The organism is Kangiella sp. M94 (assembly GCF_054926195.1).
Window position 1 is genome coordinate 1,577,248 of the sequence record NZ_CM142903.1, and the last position, 21,999, is coordinate 1,599,246.

26 protein-coding genes are annotated in these 21,999 nt (G+C 44.1%); 7 read left to right on the forward strand and 19 right to left on the reverse strand.

Annotated elements, in window-relative coordinates; genetic code table 11:
- Positions 1 to 3: 3 nt before the first annotated feature.
- The 12 genes from ACYTXU_RS07200 to leuC form a co-directional block, all read right to left on the reverse strand.
- Complete coding sequence (locus tag ACYTXU_RS07200; protein ID WP_462205947.1) at positions 4 to 480, reverse strand: cytochrome c-type biogenesis protein; 477 nt, start codon at positions 478 to 480, stop codon at positions 4 to 6.
- Positions 477 to 1,043: a DsbE family thiol:disulfide interchange protein gene (locus ACYTXU_RS07205; RefSeq protein ID WP_462205948.1), complete on the reverse strand. Its 567-nt coding sequence runs from the start codon at positions 1,041 to 1,043 to the stop codon at positions 477 to 479. The genes ACYTXU_RS07200 and ACYTXU_RS07205 overlap by 4 nt, the downstream gene beginning before the upstream one ends.
- Complete coding sequence (locus ACYTXU_RS07210; RefSeq protein WP_462205950.1) at positions 1,033 to 3,021, reverse strand: heme lyase CcmF/NrfE family subunit; 1,989 nt, start codon at positions 3,019 to 3,021, stop codon at positions 1,033 to 1,035. Before ACYTXU_RS07210 ends, ACYTXU_RS07205 begins: the two co-directional genes overlap by 11 nt.
- A gap of 11 nt (positions 3,022 to 3,032) precedes the next feature.
- Positions 3,033 to 3,512: a cytochrome c maturation protein CcmE gene (gene ccmE, locus ACYTXU_RS07215; protein WP_462205951.1), complete on the reverse strand. Its 480-nt coding sequence runs from the start codon at positions 3,510 to 3,512 to the stop codon at positions 3,033 to 3,035.
- Positions 3,513 to 3,519: 7 nt separating this feature from the next.
- Entirely contained in the window at positions 3,520 to 3,744 is a 225-nt protein-coding gene (ccmD, locus tag ACYTXU_RS07220) for a heme exporter protein CcmD (protein ID WP_462205952.1), read from the reverse strand.
- Positions 3,745 to 4,521 carry a heme ABC transporter permease CcmC gene (gene ccmC, locus ACYTXU_RS07225; RefSeq protein ID WP_462205953.1) on the reverse strand — a complete coding sequence of 259 codons (777 nt, stop codon included), beginning with the start codon at positions 4,519 to 4,521 and terminating at the stop codon, positions 3,745 to 3,747. It abuts the gene before it with no gap.
- Between the two features lie 57 nt (positions 4,522 to 4,578).
- Positions 4,579 to 5,250, reverse strand: coding sequence for a heme exporter protein CcmB (ccmB, locus tag ACYTXU_RS07230; protein ID WP_462205955.1), 672 nt, complete (start codon positions 5,248 to 5,250; stop codon positions 4,579 to 4,581).
- Complete coding sequence (gene ccmA / locus ACYTXU_RS07235) at positions 5,250 to 5,876, reverse strand: heme ABC exporter ATP-binding protein CcmA (protein ID WP_462205956.1); 627 nt, start codon at positions 5,874 to 5,876, stop codon at positions 5,250 to 5,252. Before ccmA ends, ccmB begins: the two co-directional genes overlap by 1 nt.
- Before the next feature lie 8 nt (positions 5,877 to 5,884).
- Positions 5,885 to 6,961: a 3-isopropylmalate dehydrogenase gene (gene leuB / locus ACYTXU_RS07240; protein ID WP_462205957.1), complete on the reverse strand. Its 1,077-nt coding sequence runs from the start codon at positions 6,959 to 6,961 to the stop codon at positions 5,885 to 5,887.
- The gene (locus tag ACYTXU_RS07245) at positions 6,954 to 7,352 is read right to left on the reverse strand and encodes a hypothetical protein (protein WP_462205958.1); all 399 of its coding nucleotides are present in this window, start codon (positions 7,350 to 7,352) and stop codon (positions 6,954 to 6,956) included. The genes leuB and ACYTXU_RS07245 overlap by 8 nt, the downstream gene beginning before the upstream one ends.
- A 247-nt stretch (positions 7,353 to 7,599) precedes the next feature.
- On the reverse strand, positions 7,600 to 8,241 hold the full coding sequence (gene leuD, locus ACYTXU_RS07250) for a 3-isopropylmalate dehydratase small subunit (RefSeq protein ID WP_462205959.1): 642 nt from the start codon (positions 8,239 to 8,241) through the stop codon (positions 7,600 to 7,602).
- The gene (gene leuC, locus ACYTXU_RS07255) at positions 8,241 to 9,674 is read right to left on the reverse strand and encodes a 3-isopropylmalate dehydratase large subunit (RefSeq protein ID WP_462205960.1); all 1,434 of its coding nucleotides are present in this window, start codon (positions 9,672 to 9,674) and stop codon (positions 8,241 to 8,243) included. Before leuC ends, leuD begins: the two co-directional genes overlap by 1 nt.
- A gap of 215 nt (positions 9,675 to 9,889) precedes the next feature.
- Here leuC and ACYTXU_RS07260 point away from each other — a divergent pair, with 215 nt between their 5' ends.
- Both ACYTXU_RS07260 and ACYTXU_RS07265 read left to right on the forward strand, forming a co-directional pair.
- Positions 9,890 to 10,756 (forward strand): LysR family transcriptional regulator, encoded by an 867-nt coding sequence (locus tag ACYTXU_RS07260; RefSeq protein ID WP_462205961.1) that lies wholly within the window; start codon positions 9,890 to 9,892, stop codon positions 10,754 to 10,756.
- 30 nt (positions 10,757 to 10,786) lie between these two features.
- The gene (locus tag ACYTXU_RS07265; RefSeq protein ID WP_462205962.1) at positions 10,787 to 11,299 is read left to right on the forward strand and encodes an SRPBCC family protein; all 513 of its coding nucleotides are present in this window, start codon (positions 10,787 to 10,789) and stop codon (positions 11,297 to 11,299) included.
- A 548-nt stretch (positions 11,300 to 11,847) separates the two neighbouring features.
- Here ACYTXU_RS07265 and ACYTXU_RS07270 read toward each other — a convergent pair.
- Both ACYTXU_RS07270 and ACYTXU_RS07275 read right to left on the reverse strand, forming a co-directional pair.
- Complete coding sequence (locus tag ACYTXU_RS07270) at positions 11,848 to 12,051, reverse strand: DUF3185 family protein (RefSeq protein ID WP_462205963.1); 204 nt, start codon at positions 12,049 to 12,051, stop codon at positions 11,848 to 11,850.
- Positions 12,052 to 12,125: 74 nt separating this feature from the next.
- A complete protein-coding gene (locus ACYTXU_RS07275) occupies positions 12,126 to 13,394 on the reverse strand; it encodes a dipeptidase (RefSeq protein WP_462205964.1) in 1,269 nt (422 codons plus the stop codon).
- Between the two features lie 86 nt (positions 13,395 to 13,480).
- On the opposite strand from ACYTXU_RS07275, the gene ACYTXU_RS07280 reads away from it, so the two are divergent.
- From ACYTXU_RS07280 to pdxH, 3 genes are all read left to right on the forward strand, one after another.
- Positions 13,481 to 13,738, forward strand: a complete 258-nt coding sequence (locus ACYTXU_RS07280; protein ID WP_462205965.1) for a DUF3820 family protein — start codon at positions 13,481 to 13,483, stop codon at positions 13,736 to 13,738.
- A 182-nt stretch (positions 13,739 to 13,920) separates the two neighbouring features.
- Positions 13,921 to 15,288: a DEAD/DEAH box helicase gene (locus tag ACYTXU_RS07285; protein ID WP_462205966.1), complete on the forward strand. Its 1,368-nt coding sequence runs from the start codon at positions 13,921 to 13,923 to the stop codon at positions 15,286 to 15,288.
- A gap of 112 nt (positions 15,289 to 15,400) precedes the next feature.
- The gene (gene pdxH, locus ACYTXU_RS07290; protein ID WP_462205967.1) at positions 15,401 to 16,036 is read left to right on the forward strand and encodes a pyridoxamine 5'-phosphate oxidase; all 636 of its coding nucleotides are present in this window, start codon (positions 15,401 to 15,403) and stop codon (positions 16,034 to 16,036) included.
- A gap of 95 nt (positions 16,037 to 16,131) precedes the next feature.
- Here the strand turns inward: pdxH and ACYTXU_RS07295 are convergent, their stop codons facing one another.
- The 4 genes from ACYTXU_RS07295 to ACYTXU_RS07310 all read right to left on the reverse strand — a co-directional run bounded on the left by ACYTXU_RS07295 (position 16,132) and on the right by ACYTXU_RS07310 (position 18,271).
- Positions 16,132 to 16,341, reverse strand: coding sequence for a cold-shock protein (locus ACYTXU_RS07295; protein WP_012800902.1), 210 nt, complete (start codon positions 16,339 to 16,341; stop codon positions 16,132 to 16,134).
- A gap of 335 nt (positions 16,342 to 16,676) precedes the next feature.
- Positions 16,677 to 16,907, reverse strand: coding sequence for an Imm32 family immunity protein (locus tag ACYTXU_RS07300; protein WP_462205968.1), 231 nt, complete (start codon positions 16,905 to 16,907; stop codon positions 16,677 to 16,679).
- A 34-nt stretch (positions 16,908 to 16,941) separates the two neighbouring features.
- A complete protein-coding gene (locus ACYTXU_RS07305) occupies positions 16,942 to 17,178 on the reverse strand; it encodes a hypothetical protein (protein ID WP_462205969.1) in 237 nt (78 codons plus the stop codon).
- 1 nt (position 17,179) lies between these two features.
- A complete protein-coding gene (locus tag ACYTXU_RS07310) occupies positions 17,180 to 18,271 on the reverse strand; it encodes a 4-phosphoerythronate dehydrogenase (RefSeq protein ID WP_462205970.1) in 1,092 nt (363 codons plus the stop codon).
- Between the two features lie 97 nt (positions 18,272 to 18,368).
- On the opposite strand from ACYTXU_RS07310, the gene folE reads away from it, so the two are divergent.
- On the forward strand, positions 18,369 to 18,926 hold the full coding sequence (folE, locus tag ACYTXU_RS07315) for a GTP cyclohydrolase I FolE (RefSeq protein ID WP_462205972.1): 558 nt from the start codon (positions 18,369 to 18,371) through the stop codon (positions 18,924 to 18,926).
- 8 nt (positions 18,927 to 18,934) lie between these two features.
- Entirely contained in the window at positions 18,935 to 20,842 is a 1,908-nt protein-coding gene (gene mnmC2, locus ACYTXU_RS07320) for a tRNA (5-methylaminomethyl-2-thiouridine)(34)-methyltransferase MnmC2 (protein WP_462205973.1), read from the forward strand.
- A 71-nt stretch (positions 20,843 to 20,913) separates the two neighbouring features.
- Here mnmC2 and ACYTXU_RS07325 read toward each other — a convergent pair whose 3' ends face one another.
- Complete coding sequence (locus ACYTXU_RS07325; protein ID WP_462205974.1) at positions 20,914 to 21,711, reverse strand: putative porin; 798 nt, start codon at positions 21,709 to 21,711, stop codon at positions 20,914 to 20,916.
- Between the last annotated feature and the right edge of the window lie 288 nt (positions 21,712 to 21,999).

A 21,999-nucleotide genomic window follows, 5' to 3' on the forward strand; every position in this document is an offset into this window, starting at 1 on the left:
GAATTATTCGCCCTTTTCTTTTAAGTGAGTGTCTTTTGAAAGAGCTTCGTTTGAATGAGGGCCATTAGATTGAACATCGCCTGTTTCGGGATCTATTTTTCGACGGCCTACACGTGTGATGACAACGATTAAAATAATCAGGAATATCGCCAGTGGAGCAAACCAGAGAATATAGTTGGCAGGCTGAACCGGTGGATCATACAACACAAAATCACCGTAGCGCTCTTGCATATAAGCTAAAATGTTACGCTTGGTTTCGCCAGCTTTAACTTTCTGCTGCACAATAAAACGCAAGTCTCTGGATAAAGGCGCATCAGAGTCGGCAATGGTCTGGTTTTGACATTTAGGGCAACGAAGCTCATTAATAATTTCATAATACAGTTGCTCTTGTTCTTCATTATCAAACTCGTAAGTTTCGATGACAGCTTGGCTAAGCTGTGCAAAAAACAAGATGCTGATGCACAATACAAGTTGCTTCATTGAGTTGCCTCCACATCGACTAATGATGGATCCAGTTCTTTCATTTTTGGCAAAATCATTGTCTTCCAGACTCTATCATCAATAACACCGACGTAACGATGATGAATAACACCGTCACCATCCACAATAAAGGTTTCTGGAGCACCATAAACTCCCAGATCGATACCCAGAGTGCCTTCTTCATCGGCTATCGAAAACAGATATGGGTCACCACCTTTTTGCAAGTACTGCAATGCATCAACCCGCACATCTTTATAGTTTAAACCAATGATCGGGATAGGATATTGATTTGCGAATTTAACTAAATACGGATGCTCAACGTGGCAAGATACGCACCAGGTCGCCCACACATTCAGTAAGAAGGGCTTATTGGGCAAGTCTTTATTGGTAAAAGCTTCTTCAGGGTTATGCAGATTACTCAAGCGAAACTCTGGTACTTGCTTACCAATACGTTGCGATGGTAACTCTGTAGGGTCAGAGCCCAAAGAGAACCAGAAGACGATCACCAATGCTATGAAAACAACGATAGGGATCGATGTTATCAGTAATTTTTTATTGGCCATTGGAAACAGCCTCCTCAGAGTTTTTTTTCTTAAACTTCTTTTCCCGATAGCGCTTATCGGTCATCGCCAAAAGTCCGCCCAAGGCCATAAAGATAGCGCCTAACCAAATCCAACGTACGAAAGGTTTGTAATACACTCGAATCGCCCAGGCAGCATTATTCAATGGCTCACCCATAGCAATATAAACGTCCCTAAATAAACCGGGATCAATTGCTGCTTCAGTCATGACCATTTGTGATGCATTGTAGCGACGTTTTTCAGGCTTTAACTCAGCGATAAAATCACCTGACTTGGACACCGCAAAAATAGCTTTCGATGAAATATAATTCGGGCCCTGAATGTTTTTAAAATCTTTAAAATGAACCGATAAACCTTCCACTTCGACAGTCTCGCCAATCTCGATGCGAATATCTTTCTCAATACTGTAGTAAGAGGTTAACACCACACCCAGAGTTGTGACTGCCACACCGATATGGGCGAAAATCATACCCCAATAACTACGGCTGATTTTGCGCATGCCCGCCCAGCGCGTCTGACCCTTTTCCGATTGCAGCTGAATATACTTGATCGTGCCAGCAATTACCCACAAGCCTAAAATAGTTCCTATCACAGCCATTGGTTCAAGTTCATCAAACGTGAAACCATTCAGGCCAAAGGTCAAAATAAAGGCCAGAATAATACAGCTTGAGAACCACCAGATATATTTCTTCAACAATGCAGGCAGGTCATCTTTTTTCCACTTAATTTGCTGACCAAAAGGCATCAATAGCAAGATTGGAATGAAGAAGACAGAGAACATCAAATTAAAATAAGGAGGGCCAACGGACGACTTGCCGTCAGTAAAAGCTTCGACCATCAGCGGATGCAACGTACCCAATAAAACCACAAAGGTCGACACTGCTAACAATGCATTATTAAACAGCAACGCCACCTCTCGTGATACTAAGGTGAAATTTGATTTGGAACGAACTTTGCTCGATTGAATCGCATACAAAATCAACGAAGCACCTACGACAATCGCCAAGAACACCAATATAAACTTACCGCGAACCGGATCGTTAGCGAAAGCATGAACCGAGGTTAGCACGCCGGAACGAACCAGGAAGGTTCCCAGCAAACTTAAAGAGAAGGTCAAAATCGCCAGCAACACAGTCCAGGACTTAAATACGCCACGCTTTTCCGTAGCCGCCAAGGAGTGAATCAAAGCAGTACCCGCCAGCCAGGGCAGGAAGGAGGCATTTTCAACCGGATCCCAGAACCACCAGCCGCCCCAGCCAAGTTCGTAATAAGCCCACCAGCTGCCTAGTGCGATTCCTATGGTCATAAAGATCCAGGCAATCGTTGTCCATGGACGTGACCACTTGGCCCACTTATGATCGAGTTCACCCTGCAACAATCCAGCGATAGCAAAAGCAAACACCACTGAGAATCCAACATAGCCCATATACAGCATGGGCGGATGTACGATCAGACCAAAATCTTGCAGTAAAGGATTGAGATCAGCGCCATCAATGGGAATGAAAGGTAAAGCACGCTCGAAAGGGTTTGATGTGAATAAGGTAAAGGAAACAAAGCCAACCGCAATTAACCCCATAACTCCAAGCACGCGTGCGGTCATTTCGTCCGGTAAAGATTTGCTGAACTTAGAAACCGCAAAAATCCAGCCGGTTAAAATTAGCACCCACAGCAACAGGGAACCTTCGTGCGATCCCCATACCGCAGAAATTCGGTAGTAAATAGGGAGCTGAGTATTGGAATGATTGGCGACATAAGCTACCGAAAAATCATTCTGGATAAAAGCAATCGTCAGGCAGACAAAACTGACCAGCATTAACAGAAAAATACTGGTCGATGCCCGGTGCGCAAATTGAATCAAACCTTTATGGTTGGTGTGCGCACCATAAAATGGCAAAGTACCTAATAAAATGGCGTTAATAAACGCCAATATGAGAAAGAAGTTACCGAGTTCAGGTATCAAAGGAAAACCTACTAGTATTGGTCTGAAGGTTGTTTAGATTCGTCACCATCACGTGGCTGCATAGGATGGCCATATTTTTGCAAAGAAGCTTCCACTTCTGGTGGCATATAGGTTTCGTCGTGTTTGGCCAGCACCTTAGTCGCGACCAGTTTATTCTGGTCCACTAACTGACCTTCCGCAATCACACCCTGCCCTTCTTTAAACATATCCGGCAAAATATTGTCATAGCTAATGACCATCTGATTCTGATTGTCGGTGATTTTAAACTCGACATAGAGTCTTTCACCAGAACGCTCAATTGAGCCAGGTACCACCAAACCACCAACACGAATGGTTTTGTTTAAAGGTGCACTACCTTCTTTAACTTCGGTAGGAGCATAGAAGTGGTTAATGTTTTCATTGAGAGCGTAGAGGATCAGGGCAACCGCACCAGATAATAAAATCAGGCCAGAGATGATAGCGATGAGTTTGTTACGACGATGTGCTTTCATAAATCTTTTAATCTCGGGATTCGGTTTTTTCGACTTTCAACTTACGCGCTTTAGGTCGAGCAGCATTCGAATCACTGGAATTGAGCTCAGATTTTACTTGGCTACGCAGAGATTTCAATAAATATCGGAACCAATAGAAGATGCCTAATAACACGATAAAAGTCATTAGATAACTCGACCAGACATAGGCACCATGTTTGCCCATAAAAATAAACTCATGAAAACTATTCATTTATAGACCTCGCTTTGGTGTTTTATGCGCCTTTTGCTCGGTAGCCCAATCGGCAACCCAGCGTGATTTTTGTTCACGCATCAGAATCTCCACACGCAAACGCATGATCACCAGACCAATAAACAGCAAATAGAAAGCACCAATCATGGTAAACAGTGGCACTTGGAACTCAGGAGCCAACGCACCTTTTTGAGTCACCGAATAGCCCTGATGCAGTGTGTTCCACCACTTTACCGAGAAATAGATAATGGGCACATTAATGACGCCGACAATCGCCAGAACTGCGGCCGCTTTGTCCGCTTTAGCACGCTCAGCAAATGATGAATGTAAGGCGATAAAGCCCAGATACAAGAACAACAATAATAATTCAGAGGTCAGGCGCGCATCCCATTCCCACCAGGTGCCCCAGGTAGGTTTGCCCCAGACTGCACCAGTGAACAGCGCAATGAAGGTCATGGCCGCACCAATCGGCGCGATCGCGCGCGAGGTAGCGAAGGCCACTTTCATTTTCCAGACCAGACCTATGGTAGAAGCTATCGCCATCACTACATAACCGATCATCGACAGGGCAGCGGCCGGTACGTGGATATACATGATACGAACGGTATGACCCTGGCCCTGGCGAGCTTCAATTGGCGAAGCCCATAATGAGTAATATAAGCCAACTGCTAATAAAATCAGCGTGCCAGCCCAAATCCAGGGAAGCCATTTAGCAGATTTTTCGAAGAACCATTTAGGAGAGCCGAGTTGATGAAACCAACGCCAACGAGAAGCCATTAATTGTAAACCTATTGTCAGTCAGTCTTTAATTTATCTGGCCACTAGCAACACTCGCTAGCTGACCGAAATTTTCAATGCGCGCCCTGCTGCAAAAGGGCTCATAACCAGCGCAATCAATAATAACGCAGCTAAAATCGCAAGTTGGCCATTATAACTGAAATTTTCCAGCGATGCTGTAACTGTTGAGGTGCCAAAAATCAAAATTGGCACGTACAAAGGCAACACCAGAACCGCCACTAACATTCCATTGCGATTGGCGGCCAAAGCCAGACTCATGCCCACCGCACCGATCAAGCACAAGGTTGGCGTACCAAGTAATAAACTCAACATCAGTACCCAAGTATGATTGGAGTCGACAAAGCCATGGTTGATCTGCATCAAAATACCGAGCAATGGTGAGACGATCACTAAAGGCAAGCCGGTTAACAACCAGTGGGCCAGTATTTTTGCACTGGCAACCTGGGTCGGCCCAGCAATCAACAGAGTTTGCTCCAGTGAGCCATCCTGATAATCGCTACGATAAAACTGCTCAAGCGACAACAGGGTTGCTAATAAAGCGGCCACCCAGATAATGCCCGGAGCAATCTTTTGCAAAGTTGGCGCCTCGGGACTCACACCAAAAGGAAACAAGCTAACCACCATGACAAAGAAAAACAGCGGAATAACGATTCCAATCCAATTACGGCGAGCTACCATTAACTCTTTTTTCAACAAGGCGCGAAACATCAGTGTTCAATCCCTATTCGTTGGTCAATAGCCAGCTCTTCGATTTCGTGATGCGAGGTAAAAAGCACCGCCCCGCCTTGCTTGGCAAATTCCTGAATCAACACAGCCAGCCAATGACGCGTAGCCTTATCCAAATTGACAAAGGGTTCATCCAGAATCCAGATTTTCGCTGGCTCAATGACCAGTCGGCATAAAGCAACTTTGTGTTGCTGCCCAGCAGACAATTCGGCAAAACGACGATTTTGCAATTGAGCAATCCCCAGCTGCGAAGTCGCATCATCAATTAATGGTTTTGGGTCTTTTATGCCACGCAAGCGCGCATAAAAGCTCAGATTTTCGAAAATAGTCAGCTCCGCCTTCATGGATAAGGCATGAGCGAGAAAGATAAGATCTTGAAAGTATTCAGAATCAAGGCTGGTGATAGGCTGCCCATTCCAATGAATTTTGCCGCTGTCAGCCTGTAATAGACCCGATAAGCAACGCATCAAACTGGTTTTGCCAGAACCATTTTCACCATAAAGATAGGTAATAGTCGAAGGCGCTAACTCAAGTTCAGCGCCTTCCAACAAAACGTGCTCAGCACGCGATATGGTCAAATCAGAGGCCAATAAGCCTTTGTTTGTCATAATGACCCTTATTTCAGAGCAGCTAACACTGCATCGCCCATTTCACTGGTCGATACCAATTTCATGCCGTCAGTATAAATGTCACCGGTGCGGTAACCTTGATCCAGGACAGTAGAAACCGCATTATCAATTTTATCGGCCAAGGCTTCTTCGCCAAAGCTGTGACGTAGCATCATCGAAACCGACAGAATAGTTGCTAATGGATTCGCTTTGTTCTGACCAGCAATATCCGGGGCGCTACCATGAATCGGCTCATACATACCCTTGCCATTGGCATCCAAACTGGCCGAAGGCAACATACCAATTGAACCGGTCAACATAGCCGCACAATCAGACAGGATATCACCGAACATATTGCCGGTTACCATCACATCGAACTGCTTCGGTGCACGCACTAACTGCATAGCCGCGTTATCCACATACATATGCGTCAACTCAACTTCAGGGTACTCCTTGCCCACACGGATCATCACTTCACGCCATAGTTCAGTCACTTCAAGCACATTGGCTTTATCCACTGAACACAAACGCTTGTCACGCAACATAGCCGCACGGAAAGCTACATGAGCAATACGCTCAATTTCACTTTCGCTATAAACGTAAGTATTAAAACCTTCACGCTCGCCATTATCTTTGGTACGAATACCGCGAGGTTGACCGAAATAAATACCGCCGGTTAACTCACGAACGATCAACACATCAAGACCAGAAACCAACTCAGGCTTTAAGCTCGAAGCACTCGCCAATTGTGGATACAAAATCGCAGGACGTAAGTTGCCGAACAACTCTAATTCAGAACGCAATTTTAACAACGCCTTCTCAGGACGAACCGCAATTTCATACTGTTCCCACTTAGGGCCACCAACCGCACCTAATAACACAGAATCCGCCTGACGCGCCTTCTCAAGCACCTCGTCAGTCAAAGGCACGCCATGCTCATCAAAAGACGAACCGCCCACCAAATCAGACTCATAAGCCATATCCAAACCATGGTCAGCAATCAACGCATCCATCACGCGCGTCGCCTGACCCACAATCTCCGGACCAATACCATCGCCCGGTAATACCAAAATTTTCTTAGTCATAATCCCACTCAATTTCATTGTTTGTAGTATATTCAATTGCTGTGAAGAACGAAGTTTCATCAATATCAAACGAAAACTGTCGCTTCATTTCACTCGCAAAACATGCGACAAATTCATTCTCAGGTTGACGCCATACTTGATCCACTCGACCCGATGCATCAAGGCTTACAATCACCGTAAACTTATCTTCGAACCTACCTATCTTATTAACACAGACCGGAACCGCCTTACCTAAAAAATCGCCTTGGGCCATTATCAAGCGATAAGCATCCTGCTGTCCCAGATTTGACTCCATACTATGTGCTTTGGATAACGCTTGCTCGAAGCTCAAACCAGCCGTTTGAGCAGAAGCTGTTACCATTAAAGCTATGAAGAAAAGAATCCACTTCATGAGTGTTCTCTCTAGTTGTTAACTTGATTAGTAAAGTACACTGCGACGGCTACTTTGTAGAGCGGTGCGTCGCGACGCACCCTACATGTTATATATTCAAACTATAGTTTCACTTTTCAATCAAGAAAACGCTGGAAAATTGCTTCAGGGCGCGGCATTTAGAATTTTTTAATGGGGAGTTGACGTTCTGGTCAATGACCCAGAAAAAAATTCTAAATAACAAAGCCATGGAGCAATTTAACGCGTTTTACGATTGAAAAAGCCATGGAGCGCGTTTCTTACGCTCATTCTCATACTCAGTAATCGCTGCTTCTTGCTGCAAAGTAATACCAATATCATCCAGGCCATTCAACAAACTGTGTTTACGGTCTTGCTCAACTTCAAACTTTATTACTTCGCCATTGGGTCGAGTAATTGTCTGTTGTTCAAGATTGATATCCAGCTTGTAACCTTCGTTGGCTTCGGATTCTTTAAATAGCAGATCAACGGTTTCGTGATCTAAAACTATCGGTAAGATACCGTTTTTGAAGCAGTTATTGAAGAAGATATCGGCGAAACTTGGCGCTATGACCGCTTTAAAGCCGTAATCTTCTAATGCCCATGGCGCGTGTTCACGGCTTGAGCCACAACCAAAGTTTTCGCGCGCCAGTAGAATTGATGCACCTTTATAGCGCGGGAAGTTCAAAACGAAGTCGGGGTTAATCGGACGTTGTGAATTGTCCATACCTGGTTCGCCATGATCAAGATAACGCCATTCATCGAATAAGTTCGGACCAAAACCACTGCGCTTGATGGATTTCAAAAACTGCTTGGGAATGATCGCATCAGTATCGACATTGGCACGGTCTAAAGGCACCGTTAAACCTGTGTGTTGAGTAAAGGCTTCCATTAGTTCGCACCTCCAGTAATCGGTTGCAGTTCTAATTCACGAACGTCGGTGAAGTGGCCAAAAACAGCTGCTGCCGCAGCCATTCCAGGGCTTACCAGATGGGTACGTCCACCCTGCCCCTGACGACCTTCGAAGTTACGGTTCGAGGTTGAAGCGCAATGCTCGCCTGGCTCTAAACGGTCAGCGTTCATTGCCAAACACATCGAGCAACCCGGCTCACGCCACTGGAAACCTGCCTCGGTAAAGATTTTGTCCAAACCTTCTGCTTCGGCCTGCTCTTTTACCAGACCAGAACCTGGAACCACCATCGCCAATTTAACGCTGGCAGCTACTTTGCGACCTTTTGCCACTGCAGCGGCTTCGCGCAAATCTTCAATGCGTGAGTTAGTGCAGGAACCAATAAACACTTTATCCACCGGAATTTGCGTGATCGGCGTATCCGCTTTCAGATCCATATATTTCAAAGCACGCTCAATACCCTCTTTCTTCACAGGGCTTGCTTCGTTGGCTGGATTTGGAATCATGCCGGTAACGGGCTTAACCATTTCTGGCGAAGTTCCCCAGGTCACTTGTGGAATGATGTCTTCAGCTTTTAATTCGACCACTTTATCGAAGTGCGCATCAGTATCACTTTTCAGATCTTGCCAGGCTTTAACTGCCATGTCCCAATGCTCGCCTTTTGGTGCGAACGGACGACCTTTGACATACTCAATCGTTTTATCGTCAACAGCAACCAGGCCAATACGGGCACCGGCTTCGATGGCCATGTTACAGATGGTCATGCGACCTTCCATCGACAAGTCTTCAATCGCTGAACCAGCGAACTCGATGGCATGGCCATTACCGCCAGCAGTACCAATTTCGCCAATTACCGCCAACACGATATCTTTTGCGGTTACGCCAACACCTAGCTTGCCATCAACCTTGACCAGCATGTTCTTCATTTTCTTCTGGCGTAAACATTGGGTCGCTAATACATGCTCAACTTCTGATGTGCCGACACCAAACGCCATCGCTGCAAATGCGCCGTGGGTAGCTGTGTGCGAGTCACCACAAACCATGGTTAAACCCGGTAACGTGTAGCCCTGTTCAGGACCAATCACATGCACGATGCCCTGACGAACATCATCCATCTTAAATTCAGTTACACCATACTCATCACAGTTATCATCAAGCGTTTGTACCTGAATGCGTGAAATCGGGTCTTCAATCCCTTTGGTGCGATCCGTTGTAGGAACATTGTGATCCGGCGTCGCTAAATTGGCTTCGATACGACGAGGTTTACGGCCCGCCAGTTTCAAGCCTTCGAAAGCCTGAGGCGAAGTCACTTCGTGGAGTAGTTGACGGTCAATATAGATCAACGCAGAACCGTCGTCATTTTGCGCAACAAGATGGTCATCCCATAACTTGTCAAAAAGGGTTTTACCTGCCATTTGGCACCTCTGATATGTCTAAAAAAGTATCTATAAAAAGAGTCTTCAATTAGGTTAATGTCGGCTGTCAGGTTTGCCTACTATTTACTGTTATTGCGCAAACGTAGGCATGAGAGTGTCCTGACAGTGACAACTATCACTTGAGCATGATAGAACTTCATCTATAATAACTCAAATTCATTATTGTCATTAAATCGATAACCAACAGGAATGACGTGGATACAGATTTACTGAGAACCTTTCTAAGCGTTGCCAGCATTGGCTCTTTTACCCTGGCAGCGAAAAAACTGCAACTGACCCAGCCCGCTTTGAGCAAACGCATCAAAAGGCTGGAAGCTATCGTTGGCACCAACTTGTTTGATCGGGTCGGTAATCATGTTATCGAAACCGAGGCTGGGCGACTGTTGCGTGAACAGGCTCCTGCGATACTGGGTAGTATTGATAGCACTTTTCAGGACATCAGAGACCTCACCGGCAAAGTCAGTGGTCAACTACACATTGGCACCAGCCACTATATTGGACTGCACCTGCTGCCCGATTACCTTGAGCAATATATCGACACCTATCCCGAGGTCGATCTTAACATCGACTTTATTGATTCAGAGCTGGCTTATGATCGAGTGCTTAGCGGTGATCTGGAGCTGGCACTGCTGACCTTCCCCTCACAGGCGAACCCACGATTAGAACATCAACTGATCTGGCAGGAAGCTTTGCAAATTGTCTGTCACCGCGATTATGAACTGCTCAAGCATACAAACCCAATGGGTCAGCTCAGCGACTACCCCTGTATTTTACCACCAGCCCACACCTTCCCCCGTGAGCTTTTTGAACATCAGCTGGAAGCACTTGGCGTACATCTGGGCAAAGTCAAAACGGCCAACTATCTGGAAGTCATCGCTAAACTGGTCGCCTGCAAAATGGGCTGGACCCTACTGCCGGAACGTCTGGTTACAAGTCCTCTAACCGTTATCAGTGAAGAAAAGAATCTTTCTGTGCGTAGCATGGGCATCATCTATCGCACCAATAAAACGCTCTCTAATGCAGCACAAGCCCTAGTAGATTTATTGCATCAACCGCAGTAATCTAAACCAAATCCAGAACTGGGAATTCCAATGAGAATAATTACTTTCTTATTTTTTGTGTTCGCAACAGCAACAACAAAGGCAGAAGTCACAGAAGTTTCAGAACAGCATTTCGTCATCAGTATAAACATCGCCATTGATGCGCCCAGCAGACAAGTCTATGACCAGTTTATCCAGATCGGCCAATGGTGGCAGGACAGCCACACCTGGTTTGGTGATGCCTCAAAAATGACAATCAAGCCCAAAGCAGGCGGCTGCTTTTGCGAACGCAATGGCGAGCAGCAAGCAGTACACATGACCCTCTCACAGATTAATCCCGGCAAGAGCGTCCACATGACAGGCGGCCTAGGCCCACTGAGCTCACTCGCCGTTAACGGTTATATGACATGGAACTTCGAAGCAACCGAAGACAACAAAACAAAGCTCAAACTCAACTATCGAGTCACAGGTTTTGTTAATCAGAAAACAGTAGACTGGGCAAAAGCAGTGGATGGGGTCTTGATGCAGCAGGTGAGTAATCTAAAGACTAAATTTAAGCATTAAAATAAAGCTCTTTATATAGCAGATAAACTTAAAGCGATTGTCACAGCTAGAAGGATTGCACCAGTAATCCCCTTATATTGAGCTAAGACACGTACAAAATATAGCAATCAAAATCTGTGACCCAAGGGAATCCCTTTAGGGAGATGATTTTGATAAGAATTTTCAGCAAAGTGACCAAAGGAAATCCCTTTAGGGAGATGTGATGTAAATTCTGGTGCGTTAAGTATTTTGGGAGTGGCGCAGGAAGTCACACGAAGTGTGGCCTCAATATCAGGGTGTCGTTTCTTTTGGTCCCTTTTCTTTGGAAAGCGACCGTAGGAAGTGCCTGTGGTACAAAGAAAAGGGACTCGCTGAGTAGCGAAACAAAAACCATAGGAATGACAGGAAAAAGAGCATAGATTTACCCAAGGGTATTCCCTTTGGTCACCCTCCTTCGCGGGCGACCGTAGGAAGTGCCCTTGGTGAATGACATTACTTGATTGAATAGCTAACTGATTAAAGTAAATAAAAAAAGCCCGCAATATGCGGGCCTTTTCGTTGTACCAGACTTACTTCTTCCCAAACGCCAATTGCAAAATACCAACCAGCCCTAAAATTCCACCACCAATCATTAACCAGGTAGCTTTATCGGAAAAAGATCCAGTCCAAGCTTCGCGGATCTGCTCTCCTGCGGCCTGAGTCATGTTGTAGCCCCAGATAAAAAGAGCAATACCAACGACCAGTAGAACGATAGCTATAATCTTATTGTTCATTCTTGATACTCCTTTAATATGATGATAGTTGAAGTGTTCATCAACTATCATAGTGAATTTCAAGCGGTTAGCAATTATTGTTGTTGGGCATGGTTCTCAACCTGAGTCCATACACGAAGCAGGTTGCCCGATAAGATCTTGGCAATTTCCTCTTCACTGTAACCTCGAACAAGCAATCCTTCGATAAGATTTGGGTAAGTAGCAACATCTTTAAGTCCTGTCGGAAGACTGTCGCCTACACCGTCATAGTCCGAACCAATACCCACATAATCAACACCAACTAACTTAATCACGTGGTCGAAATGGTCAAGGACGATCTCAAGATCAGCAAACACAAATGGCTTCTCTTCACGGTACTGTTTGGTAAAGTTCATAACACTTTCATGCTCAACAGAAACACCGTTTTCATCCATAAACTTCTGACGCGCTTCTTTATAGGCATCATAGTTGTCGCGTGACGCTTGCGAGACAAAAGTTGAGCCAAAATTAATAAATATGACACCACCCTTTTCAGCTAAAGCTTTAATCATTTCATCGCTCATGTTGCGCTCAAAGCCGGGAGTGAAATGGCGAGCAGATGAATGACTGGCAATAACTGGCACTTCGGATACTTCAAGCACATCAAAGAAGGCTTTGTCGGATAGATGAGATACATCTACCATCATGCCTAAGCGATTCATTTCCTTAACCACCTGGCGACCAAAATCGCTCAAACCATCATTTGGTCGAGCTTCGTCATAAGAAGAATCCGATAAATGATTACTCAAGGAGTGAGCCAAAGTAATGTAGCGAATGCCACGGTCGAAAAAGTATTCCACATTGGCTAGCTCACCTTCTAATGGCGAACCGTTTTCCATGCCCATCGGCAGAGAAATAAGACCCTGTCTGAAATTACGCAACAAATCGCCTGGTGACATGGCCAGAGCAAATTTATCAGGAGCATCAGCAGCCATTTTTTCAACCATATCGATCAGCTGCTCGGCCTGTGCTTTGCTACCGCCCTTCTCTTCCAGATCGGCAGGAGTATAAATCGACATAAAAGGCGCATCTAAACCGCCCTTAACCGCACGCGGATAATCAAAGTCCCCGCCTTCGGTCGATTCGCTGACATCATCATATTTTTCTAGCAAACGATGCGGCACGTCGATGTGAGTGTCTGCAATGATATATTTTTTACTGATTTCTTCTGCTTTAGCACTGAAATCTACCGGCTTCTCAGAAACCTCAACTTCAGCCATCACCTCAGTGTTAACAGACTCTTGAGCGGATTCTTCCTGCTGACAGGCAGCCAATGCACTGAATGAAAGCGCTACTACTAATGTATTAAAAAATTTATTTTTCATGACCACTCTCTCGATTATTCGCTTGACTTTAAAACTCTATAGCATCATAAACACTCAATCCAAGATTGCAATCGACAAACCCGTAAATGCCAAACTCCGCCGACCAAGAGTCAAACCCACAACAAGAACTTATCGACGCTATCAACCAAGTGATGCCATTTGGCAAATATCAGGGGCGTCGTTTACTGGAGCTACCGGAACCTTATCTGGTCTGGTTCCACAAAGAGGGCTTTCCCAACAATAAGTTAGGCCGCCAATTAGCGCTTATTTATGAAGTGAAACTCAATGGGCTTGAGGGTATCCTGAAGCCGTTGTTAAAGAGGACGCCGCAGAGAAAGCCTTAAAGACCAATGACGGTTGTCCTCAATTACTTTACCGTAGGGACAACTCATGAGTTGTCCCTACAAACCCTACAAAAGAAAACGGCCTCTCAGACAGCAATCCTTGCTATAAATCGCATTAAAAATAAACACCTCACAACATTTAATGCTAAAATACCGCCAGTTATTTTCAATAGGTTATTCACGTGTCAGATACTTCTATTTTCCAGGAACTCCATTCTGGACTACAAAAAGCGTTACAGAAATTAAAGTTTCACACTCCTTCTGAAGTTCAGGAAAAAGCCATAGAGCCTATTCTTGATGGGCAGGATCTGATGGTCAGTGCTGAAACAGGCTCTGGTAAAACGGCGGCTTTCTTGCTGCCGATTATTCATAATTTATTGGAAAAGCCTTCACGCCACACCAGTACACGAGTTTTGATTCTGGCACCCACGCGTGAACTTGCCCGTCAGATTAATAAGCAAGCGAAAGACCTGGCACAATTCACCTCGATTAAAACTGGCTTGATTATTGGTGGCGCTGACTACAACTATCAGCAATCAATTTTCCGTGACAACCCAGAAATTATCATTGCCACCCCGGGCCGCATGTTAGAACACTGCGAAAAGCAAGGTGCTGATCTTAATGACCTTGAGTATCTGGTAATTGATGAAGCGGACAAGATGTTTGAGATGGGCTTTACTGATGATGTACAAGCCATTGCTGGATATTGCAGCCCTCAACGTCAAACGCTTTTATTCTCTGCTACTTTGAAAAGCAAAGGCATAAAACATCTAACCGATTATTTGATGAATGATCCGCAAGCGATTGTTCTGAATTCTTTTGAAGCAAAAAATGATTCCATTGCACAGTTCATTATCACTGCTGATGATTTAGTCCATAAAGAAAAATTGACCCAGTGGCTACTAACCAATGAAGAGTATCGTAAGGCCATCGTGTTCTGTAACACTAAAGAACAGGTGGACCGTTTAGGCGGGCTTATTCGTTACCATAAGATTGCTGCCGGTACTCTGCATGGTGATATATCACAAAGCATTCGCAATCATGTCATGACCCAATTCCGTGATAGTAAAATTAAAGTGCTAATTGCTTCTGATGTCGCTGCTCGCGGCATTGATGTTAAAGATATCGATCTGGTGATTAACTTTGATATGGCGCATAACGCAGAAGATTACATTCACCGAATCGGACGAACTGGACGCGTTGCTGAAACAGGAACAGCCATTTCATTAATCAGTCATCGCGAATGGAATCTAATGGCGGCTATCGAAAAAGCCATTAGCGGCAGTTTCCAGCTACGAAGCATTAAAGAACTTCCAGCGAACTACAAAGGTCCCAAGAAACTTAAATCCAGTGGCAAAGCAGCTGGTAGTAAAAAGAAGAAAGATGGCGCTAAGAAACTAACAGCGCGTGAAAAGAAACGCCTTGAGAAGAAGCAAAATAAAAAAGTGACTGGTGCTTCAACCGCTTCACCAGAGAAGCAGAAGCCAAAGAAAAAATTTGGTGCGATTATGGTTGACTCTGGCGATACGCCGATGAAGAAGAAGTCTTAATCCAGTTTAAACCTCTAGTGAAGAATTTTACGATTAACGTGATCCAGAAGCTTGCACATCACTCGCTTCGCATTTTACTATCAAAGAAGGTTTCAACAATTAAGTCGATATTATGGCAATAGATGATCTGCGCCGTGAGTACTTACTGGCCAAACTCCAACGTTCGGACCTGGCTGACAACCCCATTGAACAATTTAAGTTATGGTTACAGCAAGCCATAGATCGTGAACTTAACGACCCTACCGCTATGGTCCTGAGCACTGTCGATCGGAGCAACTGCCCCAGCCAACGCATTGTTCTGCTCAAAGATGCTAGCGATAAAGGCTTTGTCTTTTATACCAATAGCCAAAGCCAGAAAGCACAGCAGATTGCACAAAATCCAATGGTCAGTCTACACTTTCCATGGCACAAAATGGAACGACAGGTTTCGATTAAAGGCGTAGCGGAAAAAATGGGCATTAAGGAAACTTTGGCTTACTTTGCCAAGCGGCCACGCGAAAGTCAGATTGCGGCCTGGGCGTCACAACAAAGCCGCCCAGTCAAAACTCGTGAATTATTGGTACAACAGTTTGAAAAGATGAAGGCTCGCTTTGCCGAGGGCGAGATACCTTTGCCGGACTTCTGGAGCGGTTATCGAGTTAAACCTCAAAGCATTGAATTTTGGCAAGGGGGCGCGCATAGATTGCATGATCGCTTTGTCTATACCCCTTCTGAAAATGGTTGGAATATTGAACGTTTGATGCCTTAACTCTTTTATTAACACTTTTCCATCAGGCATAAAAAAAGCAAGCACTAGGTGCTTGCTTTTCTATATTACGATTTAAGACTGTTTATTTAACAGTATTAAAGAGCAGTAATATTTTCAGCTTGTGGGCCTTTCTGGCCGTCAGTCAAGGTAAACTCAACTTGTTGACCTTCTGCCAAAGTTTTGAATCCAGAGCTAGCAATAGCGCTGAAATGAGCAAAAACGTCTGGGCCGTTTTCTTGCTCGATAAAACCAAAACCTTTAGCTTCGTTGAACCATTTAACGGTTCCTTTAACTGTTTTAGACATAATAAATATCCTGTAATTTAAACTGGGCTTTTGACCCAAAAATAATGGTGCCTTCATGAGGCATGAATAGCGTGAAATACTGGCTGAGAATTTTGAAACTACAGAACGGAGTACTACGAATAAAACTGCGATTTGGAGTGTATAAATACTTAGGTCATTCTTTCTAGCTGTGGCCAGCATATAGTAGTTTGAACTATTGTCAACATATATCGATGAATTGAGACTTTTATTTACAAGTTGAACCGATCTTCAACTGCGGTATATATCCACCAGCAGAACAATAAACCCGCCTGTCACTCTGATTAATAAGATAAATAGTTTAACTATCCGGCTTTCTACTTTTGATTAAGGTGCTTTTGATTGAAAACGATAATATTGGGACCTTCCTCACTTTGAAAGTGCTCGTGCTCCCAATCGCTACTATTACGAATACCCTTAGCACAATTCATAAGAAACGCAGCAAGAGACTCAAGCTCATCTGGATCTGAACATAAAGTTAACTCTTTTAAATGCAGTAACTCTTCATTGCTGGTTTGTGCTTGTTTTATGTAACCATATAACTGCATTTACATGCTCCAAAGTAATCGGTCAGTAAACCACTTAGTTTCTGTATATATCCACCAGCAACACAATAAAGCCACCTATCATGCTGACTAAACCAGCAACGACGATGAACAAGGCAACTAAACCGACCAACACCTGAAAGCCGCCCTCCGGTAAGAAAGCTGATCCCCATAGCAATGGCAATCCTATAAAAAGGGCCATGGCAAAGCTTAAACAGATTATCTTCCAGCCTCGCGGCATACGGCTGGTAATGATGTATTCAATAGGGTTCACGCTAACTCCAAAACTCTAATCGCTGCGGATAATTTTTTCGAAGGTTATCAAACTCCTCAGCAATAGTCTCCACGTTGTGTCTCGAAACCTGGCCCGAAACCTGTCTCAGCGCCTGCCGCATTTGGCTATCATCTTGTTTAATATCATAAAAAGGTTGGAGACTCTGATAAAGCACTCCTGACTGAGCATATGGTTGAGATGGAACAGACCACTTAGGCGCTTGCGGCAGTAATTCTTTTAACGTCATTTTAGGCTCAATGCCTTGCCACTGGCAAAAAGCTTGATAAAGCTGGTAAGTACCCCTTATTTTTCCTTCCTGGCTGTAGCCGGCAATATGCGGGGTTGCAATCAGGGTTTCATCCATCAGCTCTAGATTAACATCGGGTTCGTTTTCCCAGACATCAAGAATAAAGTCTATGTTATGACCGGCCTGCCTGGACTGCAGTGCAGCCTTGTTATCCAACACGGCACCACGCGAGCTGTTGATCAATAAGCTGTCGTTCGCCATACCCGCCAGAAATTTCTGATCGATTAAATGATAAGTGGAATGTTTGCCAGCTTTCGCCAGTGGCACATGGCAAGTCACCACATCACACTGCTGAATCGCTTCCAGCGATACAAATGGACGTGAATCGCCCTGCTCTGCTAATGGCGGGTCATTGAGCAAGTATTCAATGCCCAATAACTCTAAAACCTGCGCAACTTTTGAACCGACATTGCCAGCGCCAATAATCCCGACTCGACACTGAGTAACATCTTTTTGTCGCTGCTGCGCCCAATAAGCTATTGCTGACAAAACATATTCAGCCACAGCCTGCGCATTGCAGCCGGGTGCAAAGGAAAATTGAATGCCATTATGTTCAAGATACTGGCGATCAATGTGGTCAGTGCCGATGGTGGCGCTGCCAACAAACTTGACCTTGCTGTCCTGTAACAGACTTTGGTTAACCTGAGTCACTGAACGGACTAAAAGCATATCCGCATCGACTAGATGCTTAGAGGTTATTTTTCGACCAGCGATTAACTGTACCTCGGCAAATGGTCCAAACAACTCTTTGACCAAAGGCATATTTTCATCAGCAACAATTTTCATACTTAACAGTCAGGTATTCACACAAAACTCATAATTATTTGGGTATTGTAGCGATATCTATTAGAATTACGACTGAAACGACCGCAGAGTAAGATAAATGTCTGACAAATTAGAAAACTTATACCGTGAAATCCTGGTGGAGATTGGTGAAGATATTTCCCGTAACGGTATTTTAGATACCCCCAAACGCGCTGCTAAAGCGATGAAATTCCTGACCCATGGCTATGAGCAAGATTTAGACGAAGTCGTTAATGGTGCGATTTTCGATTCTGACAATGATGCCATGGTTATCGTTAAGGACATTGAGCTTTATTCGATGTGTGAGCACCACATATTGCCATTTATAGGCAAGGTTCATGTAGGCTATTTGCCTACCGGTAAAGTGATTGGTCTATCCAAAATTGCCCGTATCGTTGATATGTTTGGTCGCCGCTTACAGATTCAGGAAAATCTGACCAAGCAAATTGCTCACGCGGTTCAAGATGTCACAGGCGCATCTGGCGTAGGTGTGATTGTTGAAGCAAAACACATGTGTATGATGATGCGTGGTGTGGAAAAGCAAAACTCAGTGATGACCAGCTCCACTATGCTGGGTCAGTTCCGCTCTTCGCAAAACACCCGCAACGAATTCTTAAGCCTGATTGAGAAACGATAAACCTTGTAATGCATAATGCATTTTTAGGCGTTGAGCCCGCTAGAATCGAATGGCGCCCAGCCACAGTTTTAGAGGGCTCAACTGAACAAGCTCCTCTTATTCCCTACTCAACACAGTTCAATGATATCTACTTTGATACTCGTGACGGTATCGCAGAAACTGATTATGTATTCCTCCAAAGCAACCGACTTCCAGAACGATTCAAAGACCTGACTCAGAACCAATTTATTATTATAGAAACAGGCTTTGGTACCGGGTTAAATTTTCTTCGCACCTGCAAGCTTTGGCATGAGTTGGAAGATCAAAGAGCAAATCCCAATGCTCAACTTGAATTTATCAGCATAGAGCAATATCCAATTGGCCCCGATGATTTGCAAAAAATGTATCAGACGCTTGATATTGAATCAGAGTTTACTGAACAACTGCTGGCTCAATATCCACCCGCCATGCCCGGTGCTTATACCATTGAGTTGCCACACAATATTAAATTGACCCTGATACTCAATCCTATTGATAAGGCTCTCAAAGAATTTGCCGCAGGAGAAGACTTTAAAGTTGATGCCTGGTATCTGGATGGTTTTGCCCCCAGCAAGAATCCTGAAATGTGGGCTAAAGGTCTGCTCCATTTTATGGCATTGCATGGAGCCAATACAGAAAATAGACGAACCACCTTTGCAACTTTTACTGCAGCATCAGTTGTCCGCAAGCAACTGCATCACTATGGTTTCGACGTGTCGAAACAAAAAGGATTTGGCTCCAAGCGTGAAATGCTGGTTGGCTCTTTTCAAGGAAAAACCATTTCAAGCCCACACCCAACACTCGCTGATGATTATTTTATAAAGAGCGGCATACCACATCAAAAAGTGGCTGTCATTGGAGCAGGCTTGGCTGGTTGCGCGCTAGCTTATAGCTTGCACCAAAGAGGGATCGAAGTTCATATATTTGAGCAAGGCAACAGTCTGGCCAGCGGCGCCTCAAAAATGCCTGCACTATTGGCAACACCGAATATCTCGCTTGACCATAATGCGTTTAGTCAATTGACCTTTATGGGCATGGAACACCTACAACGATTCTTACATCGCCATCAAAAAGAATTTTCGAAGCTCAGTTACAGCAAAAGATGTTTACAGTTAGGCAGTGAAAAATATTCTGAGTGGCAGCTTGAGCAATATGTGAAAGCTTATGACAATCGCTATTGGCAGCCCGAGTTGCTCAAGTGGAAAAAAACTCAGATTAACAACAATGAACACCAGGGCTTACTGCTCCCAGGCATTCTGGTTAATGGCCCTGATTTTTGTGAAGCAATGGTAGATGCCATTCCAAGTAACCGGATTCATTTAAACCATGCCATTGAGTCATTAAACGAGCTAAAAGAGTTTGGTCATATTATCTTAGCCACAGGCCACCACAGTCTGCTCAATAAGTTAGCACAGAATGAACCATCACTTTCTCCACTCAGAGGTCAGTTAACGTCACTGTTACAAAACCCAAACCAGTGTTTAGGCTTAGACTATCCAATCAATTACGATGGCCACCTGTTCGAGTGTGATGACAAACTCGTTGTCGGTGCGACTTTTGATATGAGTTTGGATGAAAATATCAGCCCACAAGACAGGCAAAAGAATCTACAGCAAGCAAATGAGCGATTTGGGTTGAATCTCAAAGACAACAGGCAATGCCAGGATTATGTTGGCATTCGCGCTGCAACTTATGACCGATACCCTTTTTGTGGCCCACTCACCGGACAACTTGATAACTCACCAATGATATGGACAAACTACGGCTTCGGTACTCGTGGCTTATGCCTTGCTCTTTTATGTGCAGAAATTATCAGTAGCGCTATCAATCATGAGTCCCTTCCTCTGCCTAAATTCTTACTGCAAAGAATCAGCCCTAAACGTGTACAGAAAGCATAAAAAAAGCCGAGAAGCGTAAACTACTCGGCTTTGTATGACTAACAGACTCTTTGTTCTATCAAAGCAACCTATTAGAACTGAGCACGCAAACCGATAGTGTAAGTCTCAGTCTCAACTAGATCATCTTGTGAAGCAAAGCTAGCATACAACGCAACGTTCTCGTTGAAGAAATGTTGAGCACCAACTTCATACAAATCATCATCAGCTAAAGTTGCAGAAACTGAAGTTGCTTTGCTGAAGTAGTAGCTTGAACCTAACGCCCAAGTGCTACCAAAATCTGTATCAGTGAATGAAACATTCGCTGTGAAATACTGGTCATCACCTAAGTGAGTGAAGTACTTAGAAGACAAAGTGACATAGTCAGTGTTGTCATCAGTCGCCAAAGTGAAACCAAGGTAATCAGTTTCATTAATTTGGTGATTGTAAGCAGCAGAGATATTGTAAACAGTATCAGAACCATCAGTATCTATTGCATCAACACGAACTAACAAATCATCGCTGAACAAGTAACCCAAAGAAAACAGAGTCGCATCGTTATCAAATTTGTCTTCTGCATAGCCAGCACCGATCAGGAAGTTTTCTACAAACAACTCGCCAGAAACTTCAGCGGTGTAGTACTCACCAGTTTCCCAGTTTGTATAAGCTGCGCCAATGTTGCTAACTTTATTGATGTATTCGAATTCATTGTATGGGCCCAAAGATTCTTTCTTATCGAAGAAATAAGTACCAGACAAACCCAACATATCATATGAGTCGCCAGCAACATCTACATTACTCCAAGTAATGTCAGATAGGACCTGATACTCTTCTGCAGAAACAGAAATCGCTGAAGAAAAAAGAACCGCTGTAGTAATTAATTTTAATTTCACTTTGTTAGTCTCCGTGTGTTTAATCTAAAGTGCGGCGCGGATTCTAAGTCAACAAAATAGGTTGGTCAATGAAAAGTTAAAATCTTATATCTTTTTGTAATGTAAGGCTTTTTTTACACCATAGAGATTAGATTAACTAATTATATCGGTTAGATTTTCTTACCCTTCCTGTCATGATACGAGCTGATTTTTGTAGTTCATCGCTATGCTTTAAAACTTCGAACGAGTTGAGCCAAATCAATACAGCACAGTTTAATTTGCTGTAACTTATAACTTGGTTATTAGTTA